The following is a 19,264-nucleotide window of genomic DNA, read 5'->3' as shown; positions in this document are numbered from 1 at the left end:
GAACACCCAGGGAGGTCCGCCATGCGCAGGATGCTCGACTGTCGCGAGGTCCCCAGCGAGAACGGCTGCACGCTGACCCTCACCGGCGAGGAGGACGAGGTCCTCGAGGCGGGAGCCGCCCACGCGGTCGCCGCGCACGGCCACACCGACGGCGAGGAGCTGCGCGCCGGGCTCCGCGACCACCTGCGCGACGCGCCCTACGCGACGGGCGCCGGCGCGTTCGTGCAGCTCATCGAGTTCCGCACGCAGCAGTACGACCAGATGGACATGCTCATCGACGGCTGGGCGGCGGAGATCGGCGCCGACCGCACGGCGCGCTGGATGGTCATGGGCCGCGACCTGGACCGCGCCGACACGTACGTCGAGGTCGTCGAGTTCCCCAGCGCCGAGGCGGCCAAGAAGAACTCCGACAGCCCCGTGACCTCGGCGTTCGCCAGCAAGATGATGGGCGTCTGCGACGGCCCGGCGACCTTCCGCAACCTCGAGGTCACCCGCGCCGAGACACCCTGACATGTGAGCGACATTCCCGGCCATAGCCGGGGATGTCGCTCACGTAGGCCGTTCAGACGTGCCGGCGGCGCGGGCGGGGCTGGCAGGTCGGGCACCAGAACGACGAGCGGTTCATGAACGCCGCGCGCCGGACGGGGGTGCCGCAGCGCGGGCAGGGCCGGTCCTCCTGCCCGTACACGGCGAGCGCGCGGTCGAAGTAGCCCGAGTCGCCGTTGACGTCGACGTAGAGCGCGTCGAACGACGTGCCGCCGGCCGCCAGGGCCTCGCCCATCACCTCGCTCGCCGCCGCCAGCAGGCGCCGCCCCTCGGGGCGCGTGAGCGTGGCCGTCGGGCGCTCGTAGTGCAGCTTCGCGCGCCACAGCGACTCGTCGGCGTAGATGTTGCCGATCCCCGAGACCAGCGTCTGGTCGAGCAGGGCGCGCTTGAGGCCGGTGCGCCGCCGGCGCAGGCCGCCCACCGCCGCCTCGGCGTCGAAGTCCGGGTCCATCGGGTCACGGCCGATGTGCGCGACGGGGACCGGCAGCGCGTCGGGGCCGGTGACGTCGACGACCGTCAGCCCGCCGAACGTGCGCTGGTCGACGAACCGCAGCTCGGGGCCGTCGTCGTCGAACCGGACCCGGATGCGCAGGTGCAACTCGTCGAGACGGTCGGCGGGCTGGACGAGCAGCTGCCCGCTCATCCCGAGGTGGGCGAGCAGGGCGGCCTCGACGTCACCCTCGGGCTCGCCCAGCTCCACCCACAGGTACTTGCCGCGACGCCGGGCCGCGCGCAGGACCCGCCCGGAGAGCCGCTCCCCCAGCTCGACGGCGCCGCCGGCCTGGCGGCGCACGGAGCGGGGGTGGGTGACCTCGACGGACTTGACCCGGCGGCCGAGCACGTGGTCGGCGAGACCCCGCCGGACGACCTCGACCTCGGGGAGCTCAGGCACTGCTCGACGGGCCGGCTCCGCTGCGCTGCGCGTCCTGGCCCTCGGCGGAGCCGTCCTCGCCGTCGAGGTACTGGTAGGCCGCGCGGGCGGCCTTCTGCTCGGCTTCCTTCTTCGTGCGCCCGACCCCGGTGCCGCGCTCGTCGCCGGCGACGACCACCGTGGCCGTGAAGACCTTGAGGTGGTCGGGGCCCTCGTCGACCATCCGGTACTCGGGCACGCCGAGGTCGGAGGCGGCGGTGAGCTCCTGCAGGCTGGTCTTCCAGTCGAGCCCGGCGCCGAGCAGCGGCGCGGTGCGCAGCAGCTCGCCGAACAGGCGGTCGACCACCTGGCGGGAGACCTCGATGCCGTGCTGGAGGTGGACCGCGCCGAGCACGGCCTCGACGGCGTCGCCGAGGATGCTCGGCTTGTCGCGCCCGCCGGTCATCTCCTCGCCGCGGCCGAGGTGCAGGCGGTCGCCGAGCCCGAGCTCGCGGGCGACGCCGGCGAGCGCGTGCATGTTGACGACGCTGGCACGCAGCTTCGCCAGCTGACCCTCGGGCAGGTCGGGGTGCTCCCGGTAGAGCCGCTCGGTGACGACGACGCCGAGGACGGAGTCGCCGAGGAACTCGAGGCGCTCGTTGGTCGGCAGCCCGCCGTGCTCGTAGGCGTAGGAACGGTGGGTGAGAGCGAGCTCCACCAGCTCGGGGTCGAGATCGACCCCGAGCACCTCACCGAGCGTGGGCTCCGTCGGGTTCTCCGCCGGCCGCGTACTGGACGCCGTCATGCCGCGGGCGCGTTCGGGTCGGCCGTCAGGCCGGGGTGACGGCCCGGCGGCCGGCGTACTGGCCGCAGTGCGGGCAGGCCACGTGCGGGGGCTTGGGCTGCGCGCAGGCCTTGTTCTGGCACGCCACCAGCTGCGGCACCGACGCCTTCCACTGCGAGCGGCGGGCATGGGTGTTCGCGCGGGACATCCGGCGCTTCGGGACGGCCACTTCGGTCAGCTCTCCTCAGTTCTCGTGACTGCCGGCGCCGCCGTACTTCTCCTGCAGCGCGGCCCAGCGAGGATCGATTGTCTCACGAGCCTCTCCCGCCGGGACGAAGGCCCACGCCTCGGGGTCCGGGGACTCCGGACCGGGGCAGTCCTCGCGGCAGAGCGGCGTGACGGGCAGCTCGAGCAGGACCGCGTCGCGCACGGCCGGCTCGAGGTCGATGCGCTCGTCGACGATCCGGCTGACCTCGTCCTCCTCGGACGTCTCGTCGGTGACGGAGTCCGGGTAGGCGTAGAGCTCGGTGAGGTCGACGTCGACGTGTTCGGTGAACGGCTCGAGGCAGCGCGAGCACTCGCCGCGGACCTCGGTCTCGACCGTGCCGGAGGCCAGCACGCCCTCCATCACCGACTCGAGGCGCAGGTCGAGGTGGATCGGCTCGCCGACGGGCACGCCGATCATCTCGAGCCCGAAGCCCTCGGGCGCCGGGACGTCGCGCTGCAGCGTCTTCATCTGGCCGGGTCGGCGCAGCAGTTCGCGCGCGACGTCGACGACCCAGGGGCTCGCCGCGTCGACGTGGACTTCGGGGTGCTTCTTCTCGCCTGTCATCTCTGGTCCCGCCGGGTCTGGCTCGATCGGGCCACGACAGGCCCGGCCGATCAGTCTACGCGAGCAGGGTCAGGCGCCGAGCCGCTCGCTCCACCGCCGCCAGCCCTCGCGCGGGGCGACCTCGCGGCTCTCCGACTCCTCGTCCTCCCGGCTGCGCGGCGGCCCGGCGGCCCCCTGGCCGGTGGGGGCGCTCATGCGCAGCTGGTGGCGGTGGCGCCCGACCGTGTCGAGCACCGACTCGAGCGTCTCGGAGAAGTCGGCGAGCGTGCCATCGACGTAGTGGTCGCACTCGGCGCGGCGGCGGTCGGCCTCGTCGGTGGCGGCGTCGACGATCCGCTCGGCCTCGGTGTGCGCGGCGCGCGTGACCTCGTGCGCCTCGACGAGGCGGGCCTGCTCGGCGCGCCCGTCGGCCACGGACCGCTCGTAGTTCTGCCGGCCGGCCTCGACCATGCGCTCGGACTCGGCCTCGGCGCGCTCGGTGAGCTCCGCGTACTCGCGACGGCCGCGGCCCACGGTGCGCTCGGCCTCGTGCTCGGCCTCGGCGATCATCTGCTGGGCCTGCTCGCGGGCCTCGGCGAGCAGGCGGTCGGCCTCGGCCTGCGCCTCGGTGCGCGCCCGCTCGGCCTCCTCGGTCGCGTCCGCGACGAGCTTGTCGCGGTGGTCGAGGACGTCCTGCGCGTCGTCGAGCTCACCGGGGATGGCCTCGCGGACGTCGTCGAGCAGCTCGAGGACGTCGCCGCGCGGCACGACGCAGCTGGTGGTCATCGGGAGACCGCGCGCCTCCTCGCAGAGGGTCACGAGCTCATCGAGCGCCTCGAACACGCGGTACACGCCGGTCAGTGTGCCGCCGCCGATCACGGTCACGGCGTATTGCGCGCACCCACCGGCGTGTCGCGGGAGACGGAGCGCAGCGGAGCTCGACCCGTGTGGCAGCGCTCAGCCGAGACGCTCCAGCAGGCGGCGGTGCACCTCGGGCGGCAGGAACGCCGCGACGTCCCCGCCCCCGCGCGCGACCTCCTTGACCAGCGAGCTCGACACGTACGAGAACCGGGGGTCGGTGATGAGGAAGACCGAGTCGACGCCGGTCTGGTGGCGGTTCATCTGCGCCATCGGCTCCTCGAACCCGAAGTCGATCGACGAGCGCAGGCCCTTGACCAGCGTCGCCGCGCCGATCGAGCGGCAGTAGTCGACGACCAGGCCCTCGAACGCGTCGGTGCGGACGTTCGGGACGTCGGCGAGGGCGGTCGACAGCAGCTCGCGGCGCTCGTCGACGGTGAACAGGCCCTGCTTCGCAGGGTTCACGGCGACCGCGACGACCACCTCGTCGAACAGGGCCGCGGCCCGGGTGACGACGTCCACGTGCCCGAGGGTGACGGGGTCGAACGAGCCGGGGCAGACCGCGATCGCCATGCCGGCGATCTTCCCAGACCGGCAGGATGCCCGCGTGGACGCCGACCTCCTGCGCGCCGACCTCGCGGCGCTCTACCCGCAGTACGGCCTGCGGGTGGCCCACCAGGGCACCGTCCTCCTCGCGCCGACCGACGAGGAGCTGCTCGAGCTCGCCGACATCGTCGCCGAGCCCGGCGGGATCGTGGCGCCGGGCCGCGTCGGGGAGCTCCTGGGCTGGCCCGAGGACGAGGGCGCGGCCGCCGCCCGCCGGTTCCTCGAGTGGGCGTGGCGGCTGCGCGAGGCGCCGACGCCCGCACGCTGGCGGGCCCCGATGGCGGTGCTCGACGGGGGCCGCGTCCTCGGGCTCGCGACGCTGGCCCACGAGCTCGACGACCCGGCGGGGACGGCGCGCACCGCGTCGTGGCTCGCGCGCGCCGAGCAGGGCCGCGGGCTCGGGCGGCGGGTGCGGCTGATGCTGCTCGAGCTGGCGTTCGGCCCGCTCGGCATGACGCGGGCGGTCACCGCCGCGGCCGAGGGCAACGAGGCCTCCCGCGCGGTGAGCGCCGCCTGCGGCTACCGGGAGACCCACCGCGCGACCGGCTCCGACGGCGTCCTCGAGGTGCACGCCGCCGTCACGGTGGCCGCGTGGCGGAAGAAGCGCCTGCGCGACGTCGACGTGGAGGGCGTGGACGCGCTGCTCGCCGCGATCAGGTCGTGAACGCGGTGACCGTCAGCCCGGCCGGGTCGCCGCGCACCTCGCGGTACACGATCGCGCCGTCGGGGTTCGCGAGCCGCTGCTGGACGCCGTCGGCGGGCAGCCCGGACGCCGCGCGCCACGCCGCCCCGTCGGGCAGCCGCACCGCGAGGACGACCCGGGTGTCGATGCCGCCCTCGGTCTCGAGGCGGGTGACGACCGCGCCCGGCGGCAGCGGCGCGAGCGCGGCGAAGCGCAGGGCCCGGCCGACCTGCTCGGGCGTCGGCGCAGCGGCGGGCCCGCGGGTCGGGCCGGGGCAGCCGGACAGGACGAGCAGCGCTGCCAGGAGCCCGGCGAGGGCGGTCCACCGCACCCGGTGATGCTGGCAGAGCCGCTGGTCAGACCCGCCGTCTGGGCCGTCGGGCGGGCCCCGCTGGGCCGACCGGGCTCGTTTCCGGGCCGGTCGCGCCCGGCCATCCTGCCGGGCACCCCGAGGAGGAGGCCCGCATGGCTGAGAATTCCCCGCGTCGCACCCGGCGGACGAGCACGTCGAGCGACGACGGAGCCTCGCGCTCCGAGAGCACGCCGGCCCGGCGCACGGAGCGCCCCACCGAGGAGCGCCGCGCCTCGGGACGGACGACCGCGCGTCCCGAGGGCCGCCGTGCCGAGGAGGGCGGCCGTCGCGAGGGCGGACGTGCCGAGGCCGGCGGCCGGCCCGACGTCTACCTCGACGTCCCGAAGCTCGAGGTCGAGCACATCGGGCTGAAGGTCGAGGACCTGCGCGCGAAGGTCTCCCTGCAGGCCGAGGTGCTCAACCTGCTCAAGCTCAACGTGGGCGTCGACGCCCAGCTCGGCTCGGTCGAGCTGGAGATCGACGGCGTGTCGGCCGAGGCCACGCTGAAGGTCCGCCTCGACGAGGTCGGGGCGATCATCGACCGGGTCCTGACCACGATCGACCGCAACCCGCAGATCCTCGAGACGATCGCGCGCACCGCGCAGGACGCCGTCCGCGAGGTCGGGTCGGGCGTCGGCGAGGCGGTCGGCGAGGTCGGGAGCGCCGCCGGCGACGCGGTCGGCGAGCTCGGCCAGCAGGCCGGGTCGGCGGTCGGCGAGCTCGGCAGCTCGGTCGGGGACGCCGCCGGCGATGCCGTCGGCCAGGTCGGCGGCGCGGCGGCGGACACGGTCGGCGAGGTGGGGAACGCCGCGGGGGACGTGGCGGGCACGGCGACCGACGCCGCCGGTGAGGTGACCGGCACGGCGACCGAGGCCGTGGGCGAGGCGACCGGATCCACAGGCGAGGACGGTGCGGACGAGGCCGGGGACACCGACGACGGGGACGAGGAGCCGACCGTCGTCCGGCGGCGACGGTCCTCGAAGAGCAGCACCACCGGGAGCAGCGACGACACCGGGACCGACGACCCGCCGGCCAAGGGCACCCGCCGCAGCTCGTCGAACTCCCGCCCGCGACCCGCGCGACGGGCCACCGGGTGAGCGAGGACCGCGCGCCCGACATCGAGTTCCGCGCCTCGGTCCGGGCCCGCCGCCTGCGCTTCCACGCCGAGCCCCGGGTCGAGATCGACGCGACGCGCTCCGGGAGCCGGCGCACCAACCTCCCGGACGAGGTCGAGGCGCACGTGACCTACTCCGACGTGCAGGTCGACGAGGCGATCCTCTCCTGGCTCGAGGAGCCCGACGAGCGGTCCTGACCGCCCGGTGGCCGATCCCGCCGGCCACCGGGGCGCCCGGTCAGCTGGTGGCCTTGCTCCGGCGCCGGCGACGCGGTTTCTCGGTCGCCGGCTCCGCCTCCTCCGCCTCCTCGGCGTCCTCGGCCTCGTCGGCCGGCTCGTCGTCCTCGTCGAGGTCGTCGTCCTCGAGGTCGTCGTCCTCGTCCACGAACTCCTCGTCGTCGACGTCCTCGACGTCCTCGTCCACGGGCTCGTCGCCGGCCTCGTCCTCGTCCAGCGGCTCGTCCTCGTCCAGGGGCTCGTCCTCGACCGGTTCGTCCTCGACGTCCTCGATCTCGTCGCCGACGACGTCGTCCCCGTCCCGGTCCTCGGCCCGCTCGTCGCGCGGCGGCTCGTCCTCGGTCGTGATGTCGATCCGTATCCGGCGGCCGTTGATCACCACGGACCCGTGCAGGTCGATCGACTCGATGCCCAGCGCTTCGCTCATGCTGCGGTTCCTCCCGGGGTCCACGGGCGGCGGGTGCAGGGGGTGATCCGCCGCGCGGAGGCCGGTCTTCCCCGGCGCGGGGCCCCGGACGCCGTCCGCACGCCCTCGGCCGGAAAGTGGCTCCGGCCGGATCAGCGCCTGCCGCCCGGCGGTCGAAATCCGCGCGGCCGGACGCCACGGCCGGGATCAGGAGACGGTCGCGAGGTACAGCGTCGTCTCCCCGTAGACCCGGGGGTCGTCGGGCTCGAAGCCCTCGGGCCACACCGGCGCCGGCGACCGCGCGTCGCGCTCGATCACGACCACCGCGTCCCGGCGCGTCCAGCGCGGCAGGCGCGCGACGACCTGGTTCACGGAGTCGCCCGTGTCGGTGTAGGGCGGGTCGACGAAGACCAGGTCGACCGGCCCCGGCGTCTTCCTCAGGAACGCGTCGACGGCGCTGCGGCGTACCAGCGCGCCGTGCACCCCGGCGACGCCGACGTTGCTCTGGATCACCGCGCAGGCCCGGGGGTCGCGCTCGACGAGGATCGCCGTGGACGCGCCGCGCGAGAGCGCCTCGATCCCCAGCGCGCCGGAGCCCGCGAAGAGGTCGAGGACCTCGGCGTCCTCGATCACCCCGCGGGCCTCCAGCGCCGAGAACAGCGCCTCGCGCACCCGGTCCGACGTGGGCCGGGTGCCGGTGGGCGGCACCGCGATCTGCCGCCCGCCCGCCGTGCCGCCGATGATCCGCGTCACGTGGTGAGCACGACGACCAGGTCGCCGCCCTCGACCTGCTGCACCGACCCGATCGCGAGCCGCTCGACCGTGCCGGCCGTGGGCGCGGTGATCGAGGCCTCCATCTTCATGGCCTCGATCGTCGCGACGGTCGCCCCGGCCTCGACGCGGTCGCCCTCGCCGACCTGCAGCGTCACGACCCCGGCGAACGGCGCCGGCACGTGGCCCGGGTCGCTGCGGTCGGCCTTCTCGGCGGCCTTGACGTCGGTGTCGACCGAGCGGTCGCGCACCGACAGCGGGCGCAGCTGGCCGTTGAGCGACATCAGCACGGTGCGCATGGCGCGCTCGTCGGGCTCGGAGATCGCCTGGAGCTCGATGAGCAGCTGCACGCCGGTGTCGATGTCCACCGCGTACTCGCGCTCGGACTCCAGCCCGTAGAAGAACTCCTGGCTGCGCAGCACCGAGGTGTCGCCGTAGGACTGGCGGTGCTCGCGGAAGTCCTTCGTCGGCCCGGGGAAGAGCAGGTCGTTGAGGGTCGCGGCGCGGTCGGACTCGAGGCCCTTGCGGTCGTCGTCGGTGAGCTCGGCGAGCCCCGGGCGCTCGGTGCGGCCCTCGAGGGCGCGCGTGCGCAGCGGCTCCGGCCAGCCGCCGGGCGGGTCGCCCAGCTCGCCGCGCAGGAAGCCGATCACCGAGTCGGGGATGTCGAACTTCGAGGGCTCCGCCTCGAACGCCGCCGGGTCGACGCCGGCGCCGACGAAGTGCAGCGCGAGGTCGCCGACGACCTTCGACGACGGGGTGACCTTGACCAGGTGCCCGAGCATCCGGTCGGCGGCGGCGTAGGCGTCCTCGACCTGCTCGAAGCGGTCGCCGAGCCCGAGCGCGACGGCCTGCTGGCGCAGGTTCGACAGCTGCCCGCCGGGGATCTCGTGGGTGTAGACGCGCCCGGTCGGCGACGCGAGCCCGGCCTCGAACGGCGCGTACACCTTGCGCACGAGCTCCCAGTAGGGCTCGAGCGCGTTGACGGCGTCGAGGCTCAGGCCGGTCTCGCGGGCGCTGTGGTCGGTGGCCGCGACGAGCGCGGACAGCGAGGGCTGCGACGTCGTGCCCGCCATGCTCGCCACCGCCGCATCCACGGCGTCGACCCCGGCGTCGATCGCCGCCGTGAGGGTCGCGAGCTGGCCGCCCGCGGTGTCGTGGGTGTGCAGGTGCACGGGCAGGTCGAAGCGCTCGCGCAGCGCCGTGACCAGCGTGCGCGCGGCCGGCGGGCGCAGCAGGCCGGCCATGTCCTTGATCGCCAGGATGTGCGCGCCCGCGTCGACGATCTGCTCGGCGAGGCGCAGGTAGTAGTCGAGCGTGTAGAGCTGCTCGCCCGGGTCGGACAGGTCGCCGGTGTAGCAGAGGGCCACCTCGGCCACGGCGCCGCCGGAGGCGCGGACGGCGTCGATCGCCGGGCGCATCTGCCCGACGTCGTTCAGCGCGTCGAAGATCCGGAAGATGTCGATGCCGACGCGGGAGGCCTCGGCGACGAACGCGTCGGTGACCTCGGTCGGGTAGGGCGTGTAGCCGACGGTGTTGCGCCCGCGCAGCAGCATCTGCAGGCAGAGGTTGGGGACGGCCTGGCGCAGCCGGGCGAGGCGCTCCCACGGGTCCTCGGCGAGGAAGCGCAGCGCGACGTCGTAGGTCGCGCCGCCCCAGCACTCGAGCGAGAGCAGCTCCGGGGTGGTGCGGGCGACGTGCGGCGCGACGTCGATGAGGTCGCGCGTCCGGACGCGCGTGGCGAGCAGCGACTGGTGGGCGTCGCGGAACGTGGTGTCGGTGACCGGGACCGTGGTCTGCGCCCGCAGCCAGGACGCGAAGCCCTCGGGCCCGAGCTCGCCGAGCCGCTGCCGCGAGCCGTCCGGCGGCGCCGCGGTCAGGTCCACCGCGGGCAGCTTCTCGCGCGGGTCGACCAGGCGCGGGGGCTCGCCGTACGGCTTGTTGACGGTGACGTCGGCGAGGTAGTTCATCAGCCGGGTGCCGCGGTCGGCGGGCGCGCGCGCCGCGAGCAGGTCTGGGTGCTCGGCGATGAACGACGTCGTCACCCGGCCCTCGCGGAAGTCCGGCTCGTCGAGCAGCGCCATGAGGAACGGGATGTTCGTGGCGACGCCGCGCACCCGGAACTCGGCGAGCGCGCGGCGGGCCCGGCGCACCGCGGTGGTGAAGTCGCGCCCGCGGCACGTGACCTTGACCAGCAGCGAGTCGAAGTGCGCGCTGATCTCGGCCCCGGCGTAGGCGGTTCCGCCGTCGAGCCGCACGCCCGACCCGGACGCCGAGCGGTACGCCGAGATCATCCCGATGTCGGGCCGGAACTCGTTGGCGGGGTCCTCGGTGGTGATGCGGCACTGGATCGCGAACCCGTGCAGCGCCACCGTGTCCTGCGAGAGCTCGAGGTCGGCGAGCGTGGCACCCGACGCGATGCGCATCTGGGCCCCGACGAGGTCGACGTCGGCGACCTCCTCGGTGACCGTGTGCTCCACCTGGATGCGCGGGTTCATCTCGATGAAGTGGTGGTTGCCCTCGCCGTCGAGCAGGAACTCGACGGTGCCCGCGTTGACGTAGTCGATCGCCTCCGCGAACTTCACGGCGTCCGCGCAGATGCGTTCCCGCAGCTCGGGACTCAGGTGCGGGGCGGGCGCGATCTCGACGACCTTCTGGTGGCGCCGCTGCACCGAGCAGTCGCGCTCGAAGAGGTGCATGACGTTCCCGTCGCCGTCGGCGAGAATCTGGACCTCGATGTGGCGTGGGTCGACCACGGCCTGCTCGAGGATCACGGTGGCGTCGCCGAAGGCGCTCGAGGCCTCGTTCATCGCGGCCTGCAGCGCGTCGCGCATGCCGCCGTGCTCCTGCACCAGCCGCATGCCGCGCCCGCCGCCGCCCGCGACGGCCTTGACGAACACCGGGTAGGTCATCGACTCGGCGGCCGCGAGCAGCGTGTCGAGGTCGTCGGAGGGGTCCGACGAGTCGAGCACCGGGACGCCGGCCTCGCGGGCGGCGGCGACGGCCTTGTGCTTGTTGCCGGCCATCGCGAGCACGCGCGGGGGCGGGCCGATGAACGTGATGCCCGCCTGCTGGCACGCGGTGGCGAGCCCCGGGTTCTCGGAGAGGAACCCGTAGCCGGGGTAGACCGCGTCGGCGCCGGAGCGCTTCGCGGCCTCGATGATCTCCTCGATCGAGAGGTAGGCGCGGACCGGGTGGCCGACCTCGCCGATCTGGTAGGCCTCGTCGGCCTTGAGGCGGTGCTCGGAGTTGCGGTCCTCGTGCGGGAACACGGCCACGGTGGCGGCGCCGAGCTCGTAGGCGGCCCGGAAGGCCCGGATCGCGATCTCGCCACGGTTGGCGACGAGCACCTTGCGGAACATCGAGCGACACCCTCCTGCCGTCACCACCCGGCACCCGGGCCGGCGAACGCTATCGCGCTGGTCGCGTCGTCGGGCACCGTCGTGCGGTATCAAGGAGGGAGACGACACAGGCCGGGAGGACACCGTGGACCGACCCCGACGCTCCGCCGCGCCCTGGCTGTACGGCCTCGCCGGGCTGCTCACGCTCCTGTCGCCGGTGATCTTCCTGGCCGTCTGGGTCGCCGCGGGCGACATGGAGGGCCTCGGGGTCGCGCTGCTCGCCGCCGTCGCCGACCTGGTCGCAGCGATCATCGCCACGATCATCGCCACGATCATCGCGGTGCGCCGGGGCGTCACGCGCGTGCGCACCGTGGTGCACGGCCACCCGCAGGGCCGGGTCGGGCGCCTCGCCGAGCACGACGCGGCGCGCTGGCACCTCGCGCGCGACCGGTTCGCGACCCTGCAGGCCGAGTACGCCGCCTTCGAGGCCGACAAGTACGCCGTGGCCGCCCGCCCCGCGCTCGCCGACGTCACCGTCCCGGCCACCGCGCGCTTCGTGCAGGCGATGGGCGACGCCGAGTTCCTGGCCACCGAGGAGGAGCCCTCGGGCCCCCGGCGCGCCGAGTTCGCCGCCGCCGTCGACCGCGCCGCCGCCGCGTGGCAGGACGCCCAGCGCGTCGCCGAGGGCCTCGCGCAGTCGCGTCACGTGGCGCCGGCGCCGGAGACCCGCGCCGTCGACCCCGCTCCCCCGCGCGTCAACCCGCCCGGCTCGGAGTACACCCAGGCCGCCGACGCCGTCCGCCGCGCGGCCGTCCGCGGCGCCAGGGACCTGCGCGACCGCCTGCGCGCCTGAGAGGGAAGCATCGAACGGCCGGTTCGCTGCGTCTCCGCGCACGAACTCCCCGGTGATCACCCCCGCACGGCGTCCGCGAACGCCGCCGGCTGCTCCACCGGGACGTAGTGCCCGGCGTCAGGGACCACGACCACGCGCCGCCCGGGCGCCAGGGGCGTGACCGTCGCGACCGTGAGGTCCGGGGCACCGCCGGCCACGACGAGCACCGGCATCGCGAGCGGGCGGGGGTCGGCGCGCTGGGCCACGGCGTCACGGTCGAGTGCCCGGTAGCGGCCCATGGCGGCGTCGAGGCGGCCCGGCGGCGCGTAGGCGGCCACCGCCTCGTCCACGGGGAAGGCCGGCGTCGCCGTGAACGCGGCGAGGAACGCCGGCAGCCGGTCGCGCTGCGCGGCCTCGACCGCGCCGGGCGGGGCGTCGCCGAAGGCGCGCAGGTGTGGCGGGCCGAGCTCGGCCAGGCCGAAGCCGGGGACGCCGCCGCCGGAGAGCACCAGCCGGGCGACCTGGTCCGGCCGGTGGCGGGCCCAGGCGACGGCCGTCATGGCGCCGAGGTCGTGCCCGACGACCGTCGCGGGGGGCAGGCGCAGGGCCGTGGCGACCCCGGCGAGGTCGGCGGCGAGGTCGGCGGTGGCGTAGGCGTCCGTGCCGGCCGGCGCGAAGCCGGAGCAGCCGGCCCCCCGCAGGTCGGGGACGACGACGCGGTGGTCGGCGGCGAGGTCGGACGCGACGGGCCGCCAGGTGGCCGCGGTCTCCGGGAAGCCGTGCAGGAGCACGACGGGCGGGGCCTCCGCCGGGCCGGCGAGAGTGACGTGCAGGGGGACCCCGCCGGTCTCGACGGTGCGCGTGTCCGCTCCGGGCACGGCCGGGACGCACGATCCCGGCGCGGGCGACACACCGCACGAGGCGGTGAGCACGCTGAGGAGCAGGACGGCTGCGCCGAACGGGCTACTGCGGCGGGCACCGGGTCGCACGGGTACAGGGTGACCGGCGGGCGCTCAGAACAGACCGATCAGCCCGGAATCGGGGTTTGTGCCGCGGGCCACGAGGTTATCCACGGAGCACGGACTTGGTGGGTGGGAGCTGGGGAGCCTCCGCGCACCACATGGTCCGGGCCCGTCGTTCGGGGCGACGGGCCCGGACCCTCTCTTCCGAGCTATTGCAGGCTTCGAGCGACAGGCTCAGCCGACGCGGCGGATCGTGTTCATGTCGTCCATGCGCCGCTGGACGTCCGAGATCTTGACGTCGGAGCCGGAGTTCGGCGCCTCGATCATCTTGCCGCCGCCGATGTAGATGCCGACGTGGCTGACCGGGCTGTTGAAAAAGATGAGGTCGCCGGGCTTCATGCTGTCGGCGCTGACCTCCTGGCCCTCCTGGGCCTGGGCGCGCGAGGTGCGCGGCAGCTCGATGCCGGCCTTCTCGAACGCGAACTGCGTGAGGCCGGAGCAGTCGAAGCCGTCCGGCGTGGTGCCGCCCCACACGTACGGGACGCCGAGCTGGCCGCGGGCGGCCGAGATGGCCTGCTGCGCGACCGAGGAGCCGGCGCTGGAGGCCTGCGGCTCCTTCTTCTTCTGGTCCGAGCGGTCGGACGCGGCGGCCTGGCGCTCCTGCGACTGCTGGGCCGTGCGGGCGGCCGCGGCGCGGGAGTCCGGCGAGTCGTGCTTGATCGACGAGGCGCCGGCGGGGGCGCCCTGGTTGACGACCGGGAGCACCGACGACGTGGCGGCGGCGGTGTCGTGCGCGGCCGGGGCGATCGCGAGGTTCGCCGAGGCCAGCTGCGGGCTGATCGCCTGCTCGCCGGTGGCCGGCGGCTCGTCGCCGCCGATGAGGCCGTGCGTGGCCATCCCGCCGGCGGTCGCGACGGCGCCGAGGGCCGCGAGCGAGAGGCCGGCGGTGCGCGCGGCACGCGAGAGCGGGTGGGCCGTCGTCGCCTGCGGGGCGCCCTCGGGGCGACCGTGACGCCCGTGCCCGGACCGCGTGCGGCGGTCGGCGGGGATGACGCCCATCGAACCGGTCGGCGCGTCGTCGGGGGCGCGGTGGCGACCCTGCGGGTCGATCTCGGGCAGCACAGCGGTCATGCGCGAACTCCACGCCCGTCGGATGGCACTCGAGCGGACCGGGCCGTGGGGACGGCTCCGGGCCTTCCGGACGGCGGGCCGCTGGGGAGCTGCGGCTCGACGTCGGTCACCCGCCCCGTCCTGGGAGAACGTGCGCTCCGGGGAGGCCGCCGGACGGGGAGTCGGACGAAGCGGCCGAGCGCGCCGCCAAGCTGATGCCGAGCGACCACCAGAACGTAACCGATCCGTGACCACCCGGGTCCACGCCACGCCGTCACAGCGCGCTCGCCGGTCGTCGCACCGCGCTCATCGGCAGGGTGACGGTGATCCTGAACCGCTCGCCGCGAGGCTCCCCTGAATCGGTGACGACGAACGGCGGTTCTCACGCCCCGTCGCCGGCGTGCGGCCGGACGAGCGGTGCCTACAGCCGATCGAGGAACGCCGCCTCGTCGTCCCCGACCACCGACCGCACCAGACCGGCCAGACCCGGGTGATGCGCCAGCGTCGGATCCCCCGCCACGACCGACCGCGCCTCGTCGCGCGCCTCGGCCACGAGGTCGCCGTGCTTGAGCACGGAGAGCATGTGCAGGCCCGAACGCCGTCCGGACTGCTGCGCCCCGAGGACGTCGCCCTCGTCGCGCACCTCGAGGTCGATGCGCGAGACCTCGAAGCCGTCCGGGGTCGCCGCCAGCCGCTCGAGGCGCTCGAGCGCCGGCGAGCCGCCGACGGCCTCGGTGACGAGCAGGCACGACGACGGCGCCGACCCGCGACCGACGCGGCCGCGCAGCTGGTGCAGCTGGGAGACGCCGAACCGGTCGGCGTCCATGATGATCATCATCGTGGCGTTGGGGACGTCGACGCCCACCTCGATGACCGTAGTGGCCACCAGCACGTCGACCGTGCCGTCCGAGAACGCCCGCATGACGGCGTCCTTCTCGTCGGTGGGCATCCGGCCGTGGAGGATCTCGAGGCGCAGCCCCGCCAGCGGACCCTCGGCGAGCATCGGGCCCACCTCGGTGACGGCGAGCGGCGGGCGGGCCTCCTCCTCGGGCTCCTCCTCCTCGGGAGGACGCAGCTTGCGGAGGGTCTCCTCGAACTCGTCGGTGGGCGCCTCCGGGTCGAGCAGGTCGTCCTTCGCGGGTTCGGGCCACGACTCCCCCGGCTCGCCCCCCTCCTCGCCGATCCGCGGGCACACGACGTACACCTGGTGGCCGGCGGCGACCTCCTCGTGCACGCGCTCCCACGCCCGCTCGAGCCAGCGCGGCTTGACGCCCGCGGGCACCGCCGTGGTGGCGATCGGCTGGCGGCCCTTCGGCAGCTCGTCGAGCACGGAGGTGTCGAGGTCGCCGTACATCGTCAGCGCGACGGTGCGCGGGATGGGCGTCGCCGTCATCACGAGCACGTGCGGCGTCGTGGTGCCGGGCCGCGAGCGCAGCTCGTCGCGCTGGTGGACCCCGAACCGGTGCTGCTCGTCGACGACGACGAGACCGAGGTCGGCGAACCCGACGCTCTGCTGGATCACCGCGTGGGTGCCGACGACGATGCCCGCGGCCCCGGACTGGGCGTCGAGCAGCGCCTCGCGCCGCGCCTTGGCCCCGAGCGAGCCGGTGAGCAGCGTGACCCGCGTGGCCTGCTCGGTGTCCGCGTCGAGCTCGCCGGCCCGACCCAGCGGCCCGAGCATCGCCCGCAGGGAGCGGGCGTGCTGCGCGGCGAGCACCTCGGTGGGCGCGAGCAGCACCGCCTGCCGCCCCGCGTCGACGACCTGGAGCATGGCCCGCAGCGCCACCATGGTCTTGCCCGAGCCGACGTCGCCCTGCAGCAGCCGGTTGAGCGGTTCCTCGCCCGCGAGCGCGTCGGCGATCGACTCGCCGACCCGCTGCTGGGCGCCGGTGAGGGTGAACGGCAGCCGCGCGTCGAACGCCGCCGCCAGGCCGTCCTCGCGCCGGGGGCAGGCGGGGGCCGGGCGGGTGGTGGCGCTCGCGCGCCGGCCCGCCATCGCGAGCTGCAGCGCGAACGCCTCGTCCCACACGAGGCGCCGCCGGGCGTCCTCCTGCTCGTCCCAGGTGTCGGGCAGGTGCACGCGGCGCAGGGCGTCGCCGAGGGAGGCGAGGCCGTGGGCGGCGCGCAGCGTGTCGGGCAGCGGGTCCTCGGGGTCGTCGAGCAGGTCGAGCACCTGGCGGACCGCCATCATGATCACCCAGGAGCGCAGCTTGCGCTTCGCCGGGTAGATCGGGATCAGCCCCGGCAGCAGCCCGCTGTCCCCGTCGCCGAGCACGATGAACTCCGGCGCCACGAGCTGCCAGCTGTTGCGGTAGCGCTTGAGGTCGCCCGAGAACAGCGCGGTGGTGCCCGGCTGCAGGTCGCGCTCGCGGTAGGGCTGGTTGAAGAACGTGCACGTGAAGTGGTTGCCGCCGACCGAGACGGAGACCTCGAGGACGTGGCCCCGGCGCTGGCGCATCCGCCGGCCGGCGACCCCGTCGACCTTGCCGAGCAGCGTGACGTGCTCGCCCGGCCGGAACCGCTGGTCCTCGCGCTCGGAGGAGTGGGTCACCGAGTTGTGCGCGATGTAGCGACGCGGGTAGTGGCGCAGGAGATCGCCGACCGTCTCCATCTCGAGCTGCTTGGCGAGCGGCCGCGCCGTCTTGTCGCCGAGGGCCGTGCGCAGCGATGTGTCCATCCCGACCACGTCCGCGAGGATGTCACCCCGCACCGACAGCCGCGGCGGACGGCCCGCCGACACCCCGCCGGACGGGCCGCGTCGCGCGCTCCGTTACGCTGGAGGAAGTGCGCACCCACCGGTCCCGGTGTGAGTGCGGAGTCGTCAGCGTGTCGAGGAGTTCAGCCGTGAGTGCCGTGTGTGACGTGTGCGCGAAGGGCCCGGGGTTCGGGAAGTCGGTGTCGCACTCGCACGTGCGGACGAACCGTCGCTGGAACCCGAACGTGCAGGTCGTCCACACCCGCCTGGACAACGGCAACCGCAAGCGGATGAACGTCTGCACCTCCTGCCTGAAGGCCGGCAAGGTCAACCGCTAGGGGTTCGGGCTCAGCCCAGCTCCGCCCGCAGCGCCCGCAGGGCGTCGCGGGTCTCGTCCGGTGCCAGCGCCTGGACGCACAGCAGTTCCATCGTGGCGAGGTAGTCGTCCACGTCGGCGCGCTTGTCGAGGTACAGCGCGCTCGTGAGCTGTTCGAGGTAGACGACGTCGGGCACCGCGGACTCCCGCGGGAACCGCAGGATGCTGAACGGACCGCCGGCCCCGGCGTGCCCGCCGAGGTGGAACGGCACCATCTGCACCACGACGCCGCGGCGCTCCGAGACGTCGATCAGGTGGTCGACCTGCTCGCGCATCACCTCGACGCCGCCGGTCATCCGGCGCAGCGACGCCTCGTCGAGCACGGCCCACAGCGTCGGCGCCTCGTCGCGCTCGAGCACCTCCTGGCGGCGCAGCCGGAGCTCGACCCGCCGCTCCAGCTCGTCGTCGGACATCGTCCCGTGCCCGAGGGCGGTCACGTGGCGCATCATCGCCTCGGTCTGCAGCAGCCCGGGGACGAAGTGGGGCTCGTAGGTGCGGATCTGCGTGGCGGCCTGCTCGAGGCCCACGTAGGTCTCGAACCACGCGGGCAGCAGGTCGGAGTACCGGTGCCACCACCCCGGGGCGTTCGCCCGGCGCGCGAGGCAGAGCAGCGCGTCGCGCTCGTCGGCGTCGTGGACCCCGTAGAGCGTCAGCAGGTCGCCGACGTCGCGCTCCTTGAACCCGGTGCGCCCGTTCTCCAGCCTGCTGATCTTGGCGTGGGAGCCGCGGATGCGGTCGCCCGCGGTCTCGCGGGTCACCCCGGCGCGTTCCCGGAGGGCCCGCAGCTGCTGGCCGAGCATGATGCGCAGGACCGTGGGGCCGCCGCCGGGGACGTCACGGATGTCTCGGACGGCACCGACCTCGCCGGATCGTTCCTGCGGCGCCTGGTCGCCAGACGCTGCACCTGCGGGTTCCCGGGGTGGGACCACGCCGGCACCTCCACCAGCATCGCTCGCCGGCGCGCGTGTGGGCGCGCCCGGACAGGGAGCCGACCCTAGCAGTCGGTCCCGGTCCGGACGGGTCGTGCGCGCTGCACGCCCGCCTCGGAGCGCGGCGCCGCACGTCGGCACATCACGCGACGCAGGAGCGTGAGGTGCCGAACCGGCTTGCCGCGACGCTAAGCGCCTTCGGCGAGCAGGTCGTCGAAGTCGCCGTCCTTCGCGCCCAGCAGGAACGCGGTCATCTCCGCGGCCGTGTAGACGAGGACCGGCCCGTCGCGGTGGCGCGAGTTGCGCACGGCGACCCCGCCGTCGGGCAGCGGGGCGACCTCGACGCAGTTCCCCGTGGGGTTGCTGCGGCGGCTCTTGCGCCACGCGACGTCGTCTCTGCGTATGTCGCGGGCATCCGTCGGCTCGGGCATGCGACCTCCCCCTGGTCGTGCAACGGCTCTCGGCGGTGCATGTGTTCTTGCATCTGCACAGTACGTCGGTCAGGATCGACCTCGTCGCCGCCGTCGGGGAGAGCGACGAACGGAGGTCCGCGTGAGCCAGCCGGGACGCCCAGGGGCTCCGGGGCGCGCCCCTGCCCCGCTCCGGGTGATCTCCGAGCGTCTCACCGAGGACGAGGCCCGTTCGGCCACCGAGGCTCCTCCTGCTGCCGCTCCCGCCGCTCCGCCGAGCGCCCCTCCGGCCGCGCCCACCGGCCCGGTGCCCGTCTCCCCGGCCCCCGTCGGCGACGGGTGGGGCCCGGCCTCCACCGCGATGCCGTCCGGTGCGCCGGTCATGACGATGGCGCCGTCGGCCGCCCCGGTCGTCGCGCCGCGGCCCTCGCTGCCGGTGGTGGCCCCGCGCCCGCGGCGCCGCTTCTCCGACCTCTGGCGGCTGGTGTTCTCCCGCCGCCGCGCCGGGCGCCACCGTCCGGAGACCACGCCGCCCCACAGCTGGGGCATGATCTCGCCGCAGCGCCGCCGTCGCCGGCGGTGGGGACGGCGCTGA

The 19,264-nt window shown here is 74.8% G+C and carries 22 protein-coding genes; 7 read left to right on the top strand and 15 right to left on the bottom strand.

What is annotated here, in order from left to right:
• Window positions 1-21: 21 nt before the first annotated feature.
• On the top strand, window positions 22-510 hold the full coding sequence (locus EV188_RS04040) for a DUF1059 domain-containing protein (protein ID WP_133824896.1): 489 nt from the start codon (window positions 22-24) through the stop codon (window positions 508-510).
• 52 nt (window positions 511-562) lie between these two features.
• On the opposite strand, the gene mutM is transcribed toward EV188_RS04040, so the two are convergent.
• The 6 genes from mutM to coaD form a co-directional block, all read right to left on the bottom strand.
• Window positions 563-1,438: a bifunctional DNA-formamidopyrimidine glycosylase/DNA-(apurinic or apyrimidinic site) lyase gene (mutM, locus tag EV188_RS04035; RefSeq protein WP_133824895.1), complete on the bottom strand. Its 876-nt coding sequence runs from the start codon at window positions 1,436-1,438 to the stop codon at window positions 563-565.
• Window positions 1,431-2,201, bottom strand: a complete 771-nt coding sequence (gene rnc, locus EV188_RS04030) for a ribonuclease III (RefSeq protein WP_133824894.1) — start codon at window positions 2,199-2,201, stop codon at window positions 1,431-1,433. The genes mutM and rnc overlap by 8 nt, the downstream gene beginning before the upstream one ends.
• A 25-nt stretch (window positions 2,202-2,226) precedes the next feature.
• Complete coding sequence (gene rpmF / locus EV188_RS04025) at window positions 2,227-2,409, bottom strand: 50S ribosomal protein L32 (RefSeq protein WP_133824893.1); 183 nt, start codon at window positions 2,407-2,409, stop codon at window positions 2,227-2,229.
• A gap of 15 nt (window positions 2,410-2,424) precedes the next feature.
• Complete coding sequence (locus tag EV188_RS04020) at window positions 2,425-3,012, bottom strand: YceD family protein (protein ID WP_133824892.1); 588 nt, start codon at window positions 3,010-3,012, stop codon at window positions 2,425-2,427.
• 69 nt (window positions 3,013-3,081) lie between these two features.
• Complete coding sequence (locus EV188_RS04015) at window positions 3,082-3,843, bottom strand: ATP synthase F0 subunit B (protein WP_166659705.1); 762 nt, start codon at window positions 3,841-3,843, stop codon at window positions 3,082-3,084.
• Between the two features lie 105 nt (window positions 3,844-3,948).
• Entirely contained in the window at window positions 3,949-4,422 is a 474-nt protein-coding gene (gene coaD / locus EV188_RS04010) for a pantetheine-phosphate adenylyltransferase (protein WP_133824891.1), read from the bottom strand.
• 34 nt (window positions 4,423-4,456) lie between these two features.
• Here coaD and EV188_RS04005 point away from each other — a divergent pair, with 34 nt between their 5' ends.
• Window positions 4,457-5,119 carry a GNAT family N-acetyltransferase gene (locus EV188_RS04005; protein WP_166659704.1) on the top strand — a complete coding sequence of 221 codons (663 nt, stop codon included), beginning with the start codon at window positions 4,457-4,459 and terminating at the stop codon, window positions 5,117-5,119.
• On the opposite strand, the gene EV188_RS04000 is transcribed toward EV188_RS04005, so the two are convergent.
• Window positions 5,109-5,468: a hypothetical protein gene (locus tag EV188_RS04000; RefSeq protein WP_133824889.1), complete on the bottom strand. Its 360-nt coding sequence runs from the start codon at window positions 5,466-5,468 to the stop codon at window positions 5,109-5,111. The two genes, EV188_RS04005 and EV188_RS04000, sit on opposite strands and share 11 nt — an antisense overlap.
• A 134-nt stretch (window positions 5,469-5,602) precedes the next feature.
• On the opposite strand from EV188_RS04000, the gene EV188_RS32165 reads away from it, so the two are divergent.
• Both EV188_RS32165 and EV188_RS03990 read left to right on the top strand, forming a co-directional pair.
• Window positions 5,603-6,586 (top strand): hypothetical protein, encoded by a 984-nt coding sequence (locus EV188_RS32165; protein WP_208113965.1) that lies wholly within the window; start codon window positions 5,603-5,605, stop codon window positions 6,584-6,586.
• Entirely contained in the window at window positions 6,583-6,801 is a 219-nt protein-coding gene (locus EV188_RS03990; protein ID WP_133824888.1) for a hypothetical protein, read from the top strand. The genes EV188_RS32165 and EV188_RS03990 overlap by 4 nt, the downstream gene beginning before the upstream one ends.
• Before the next feature lie 40 nt (window positions 6,802-6,841).
• On the opposite strand, the gene EV188_RS03985 is transcribed toward EV188_RS03990, so the two are convergent.
• The 3 genes from EV188_RS03985 to EV188_RS03975 all read right to left on the bottom strand — a co-directional run bounded on the left by EV188_RS03985 (window position 6,842) and on the right by EV188_RS03975 (window position 11,376).
• The gene (locus EV188_RS03985; protein WP_133824887.1) at window positions 6,842-7,267 is read right to left on the bottom strand and encodes a hypothetical protein; all 426 of its coding nucleotides are present in this window, start codon (window positions 7,265-7,267) and stop codon (window positions 6,842-6,844) included.
• A 186-nt stretch (window positions 7,268-7,453) separates the two neighbouring features.
• On the bottom strand, window positions 7,454-7,999 hold the full coding sequence (gene rsmD, locus EV188_RS03980) for a 16S rRNA (guanine(966)-N(2))-methyltransferase RsmD (RefSeq protein ID WP_133824886.1): 546 nt from the start codon (window positions 7,997-7,999) through the stop codon (window positions 7,454-7,456).
• Window positions 7,996-11,376, bottom strand: coding sequence for a pyruvate carboxylase (locus tag EV188_RS03975; RefSeq protein ID WP_133824885.1), 3,381 nt, complete (start codon window positions 11,374-11,376; stop codon window positions 7,996-7,998). Before EV188_RS03975 ends, rsmD begins: the two co-directional genes overlap by 4 nt.
• Window positions 11,377-11,500: 124 nt before the next feature.
• Here EV188_RS03975 and EV188_RS03970 point away from each other — a divergent pair, with 124 nt between their 5' ends.
• Window positions 11,501-12,208, top strand: coding sequence for a hypothetical protein (locus EV188_RS03970; RefSeq protein WP_133824884.1), 708 nt, complete (start codon window positions 11,501-11,503; stop codon window positions 12,206-12,208).
• A 56-nt stretch (window positions 12,209-12,264) separates the two neighbouring features.
• On the opposite strand, the gene EV188_RS03965 is transcribed toward EV188_RS03970, so the two are convergent.
• From EV188_RS03965 to EV188_RS03955, 3 genes are all read right to left on the bottom strand, one after another.
• Entirely contained in the window at window positions 12,265-13,065 is an 801-nt protein-coding gene (locus EV188_RS03965) for an alpha/beta fold hydrolase (RefSeq protein ID WP_166659703.1), read from the bottom strand.
• Window positions 13,066-13,383: 318 nt separating this feature from the next.
• Window positions 13,384-14,280: a C40 family peptidase gene (locus EV188_RS03960; protein ID WP_133824882.1), complete on the bottom strand. Its 897-nt coding sequence runs from the start codon at window positions 14,278-14,280 to the stop codon at window positions 13,384-13,386.
• Window positions 14,281-14,680: 400 nt separating this feature from the next.
• Window positions 14,681-16,936, bottom strand: a complete 2,256-nt coding sequence (locus EV188_RS03955) for an ATP-dependent DNA helicase RecG (protein ID WP_133825391.1) — start codon at window positions 16,934-16,936, stop codon at window positions 14,681-14,683.
• A 167-nt stretch (window positions 16,937-17,103) separates the two neighbouring features.
• On the opposite strand from EV188_RS03955, the gene rpmB reads away from it, so the two are divergent.
• On the top strand, window positions 17,104-17,292 hold the full coding sequence (gene rpmB / locus EV188_RS03950; protein ID WP_133824881.1) for a 50S ribosomal protein L28: 189 nt from the start codon (window positions 17,104-17,106) through the stop codon (window positions 17,290-17,292).
• Between the two features lie 10 nt (window positions 17,293-17,302).
• Here rpmB and EV188_RS03945 read toward each other — a convergent pair whose 3' ends face one another.
• The gene (locus EV188_RS03945) at window positions 17,303-18,130 is read right to left on the bottom strand and encodes a helix-turn-helix domain-containing protein (RefSeq protein ID WP_133824880.1); all 828 of its coding nucleotides are present in this window, start codon (window positions 18,128-18,130) and stop codon (window positions 17,303-17,305) included.
• 317 nt (window positions 18,131-18,447) lie between these two features.
• On the bottom strand, window positions 18,448-18,690 hold the full coding sequence (locus EV188_RS03940; RefSeq protein WP_133824879.1) for a DUF397 domain-containing protein: 243 nt from the start codon (window positions 18,688-18,690) through the stop codon (window positions 18,448-18,450).
• 121 nt (window positions 18,691-18,811) lie between these two features.
• Here EV188_RS03940 and EV188_RS03935 point away from each other — a divergent pair, with 121 nt between their 5' ends.
• On the top strand, window positions 18,812-19,264 hold the full coding sequence (locus EV188_RS03935; protein ID WP_133824878.1) for a hypothetical protein: 453 nt from the start codon (window positions 18,812-18,814) through the stop codon (window positions 19,262-19,264).

Source organism: Actinomycetospora succinea, from assembly GCF_004363095.1.
GTDB lineage: Bacteria > Actinomycetota > Actinomycetes > Mycobacteriales > Pseudonocardiaceae > Actinomycetospora > Actinomycetospora succinea.
Note: the sequence above shows the minus strand (reverse complement) of the source record. Positions and strands in the feature narration are given on the sequence as shown.

What these genes read in the sequence shown, in the direction of transcription:
- EV188_RS04040 (WP_133824896.1), top strand. Translation starts at nt 22, where the DNA reads ATGCGCAGGATGCTCGACTGTCGCGAGGTCCCCAGCGAGAACGGCTGC.
- rnc (WP_133824894.1), bottom strand. Translation starts at nt 2,201, where the DNA reads ATGACGGCGTCCAGTACGCGGCCGGCGGAGAACCCGACGGAGCCCACG.
- EV188_RS04020 (WP_133824892.1), bottom strand. Translation starts at nt 3,012, where the DNA reads ATGACAGGCGAGAAGAAGCACCCCGAAGTCCACGTCGACGCGGCGAGC.
- coaD (WP_133824891.1), bottom strand. Translation starts at nt 4,422, where the DNA reads ATGGCGATCGCGGTCTGCCCCGGCTCGTTCGACCCCGTCACCCTCGGG.
- EV188_RS32165 (WP_208113965.1), top strand. Translation starts at nt 5,603, where the DNA reads ATGGCTGAGAATTCCCCGCGTCGCACCCGGCGGACGAGCACGTCGAGC.
- EV188_RS03985 (WP_133824887.1), bottom strand. Translation starts at nt 7,267, where the DNA reads ATGAGCGAAGCGCTGGGCATCGAGTCGATCGACCTGCACGGGTCCGTG.
- EV188_RS03975 (WP_133824885.1), bottom strand. Translation starts at nt 11,376, where the DNA reads ATGTTCCGCAAGGTGCTCGTCGCCAACCGTGGCGAGATCGCGATCCGG.
- EV188_RS03960 (WP_133824882.1), bottom strand. Translation starts at nt 14,280, where the DNA reads ATGACCGCTGTGCTGCCCGAGATCGACCCGCAGGGTCGCCACCGCGCC.
- EV188_RS03955 (WP_133825391.1), bottom strand. Translation starts at nt 16,936, where the DNA reads ATGGACACATCGCTGCGCACGGCCCTCGGCGACAAGACGGCGCGGCCG.
- EV188_RS03945 (WP_133824880.1), bottom strand. Translation starts at nt 18,130, where the DNA reads ATGCTCGGCCAGCAGCTGCGGGCCCTCCGGGAACGCGCCGGGGTGACC.
- EV188_RS03940 (WP_133824879.1), bottom strand. Translation starts at nt 18,690, where the DNA reads ATGCCCGAGCCGACGGATGCCCGCGACATACGCAGAGACGACGTCGCG.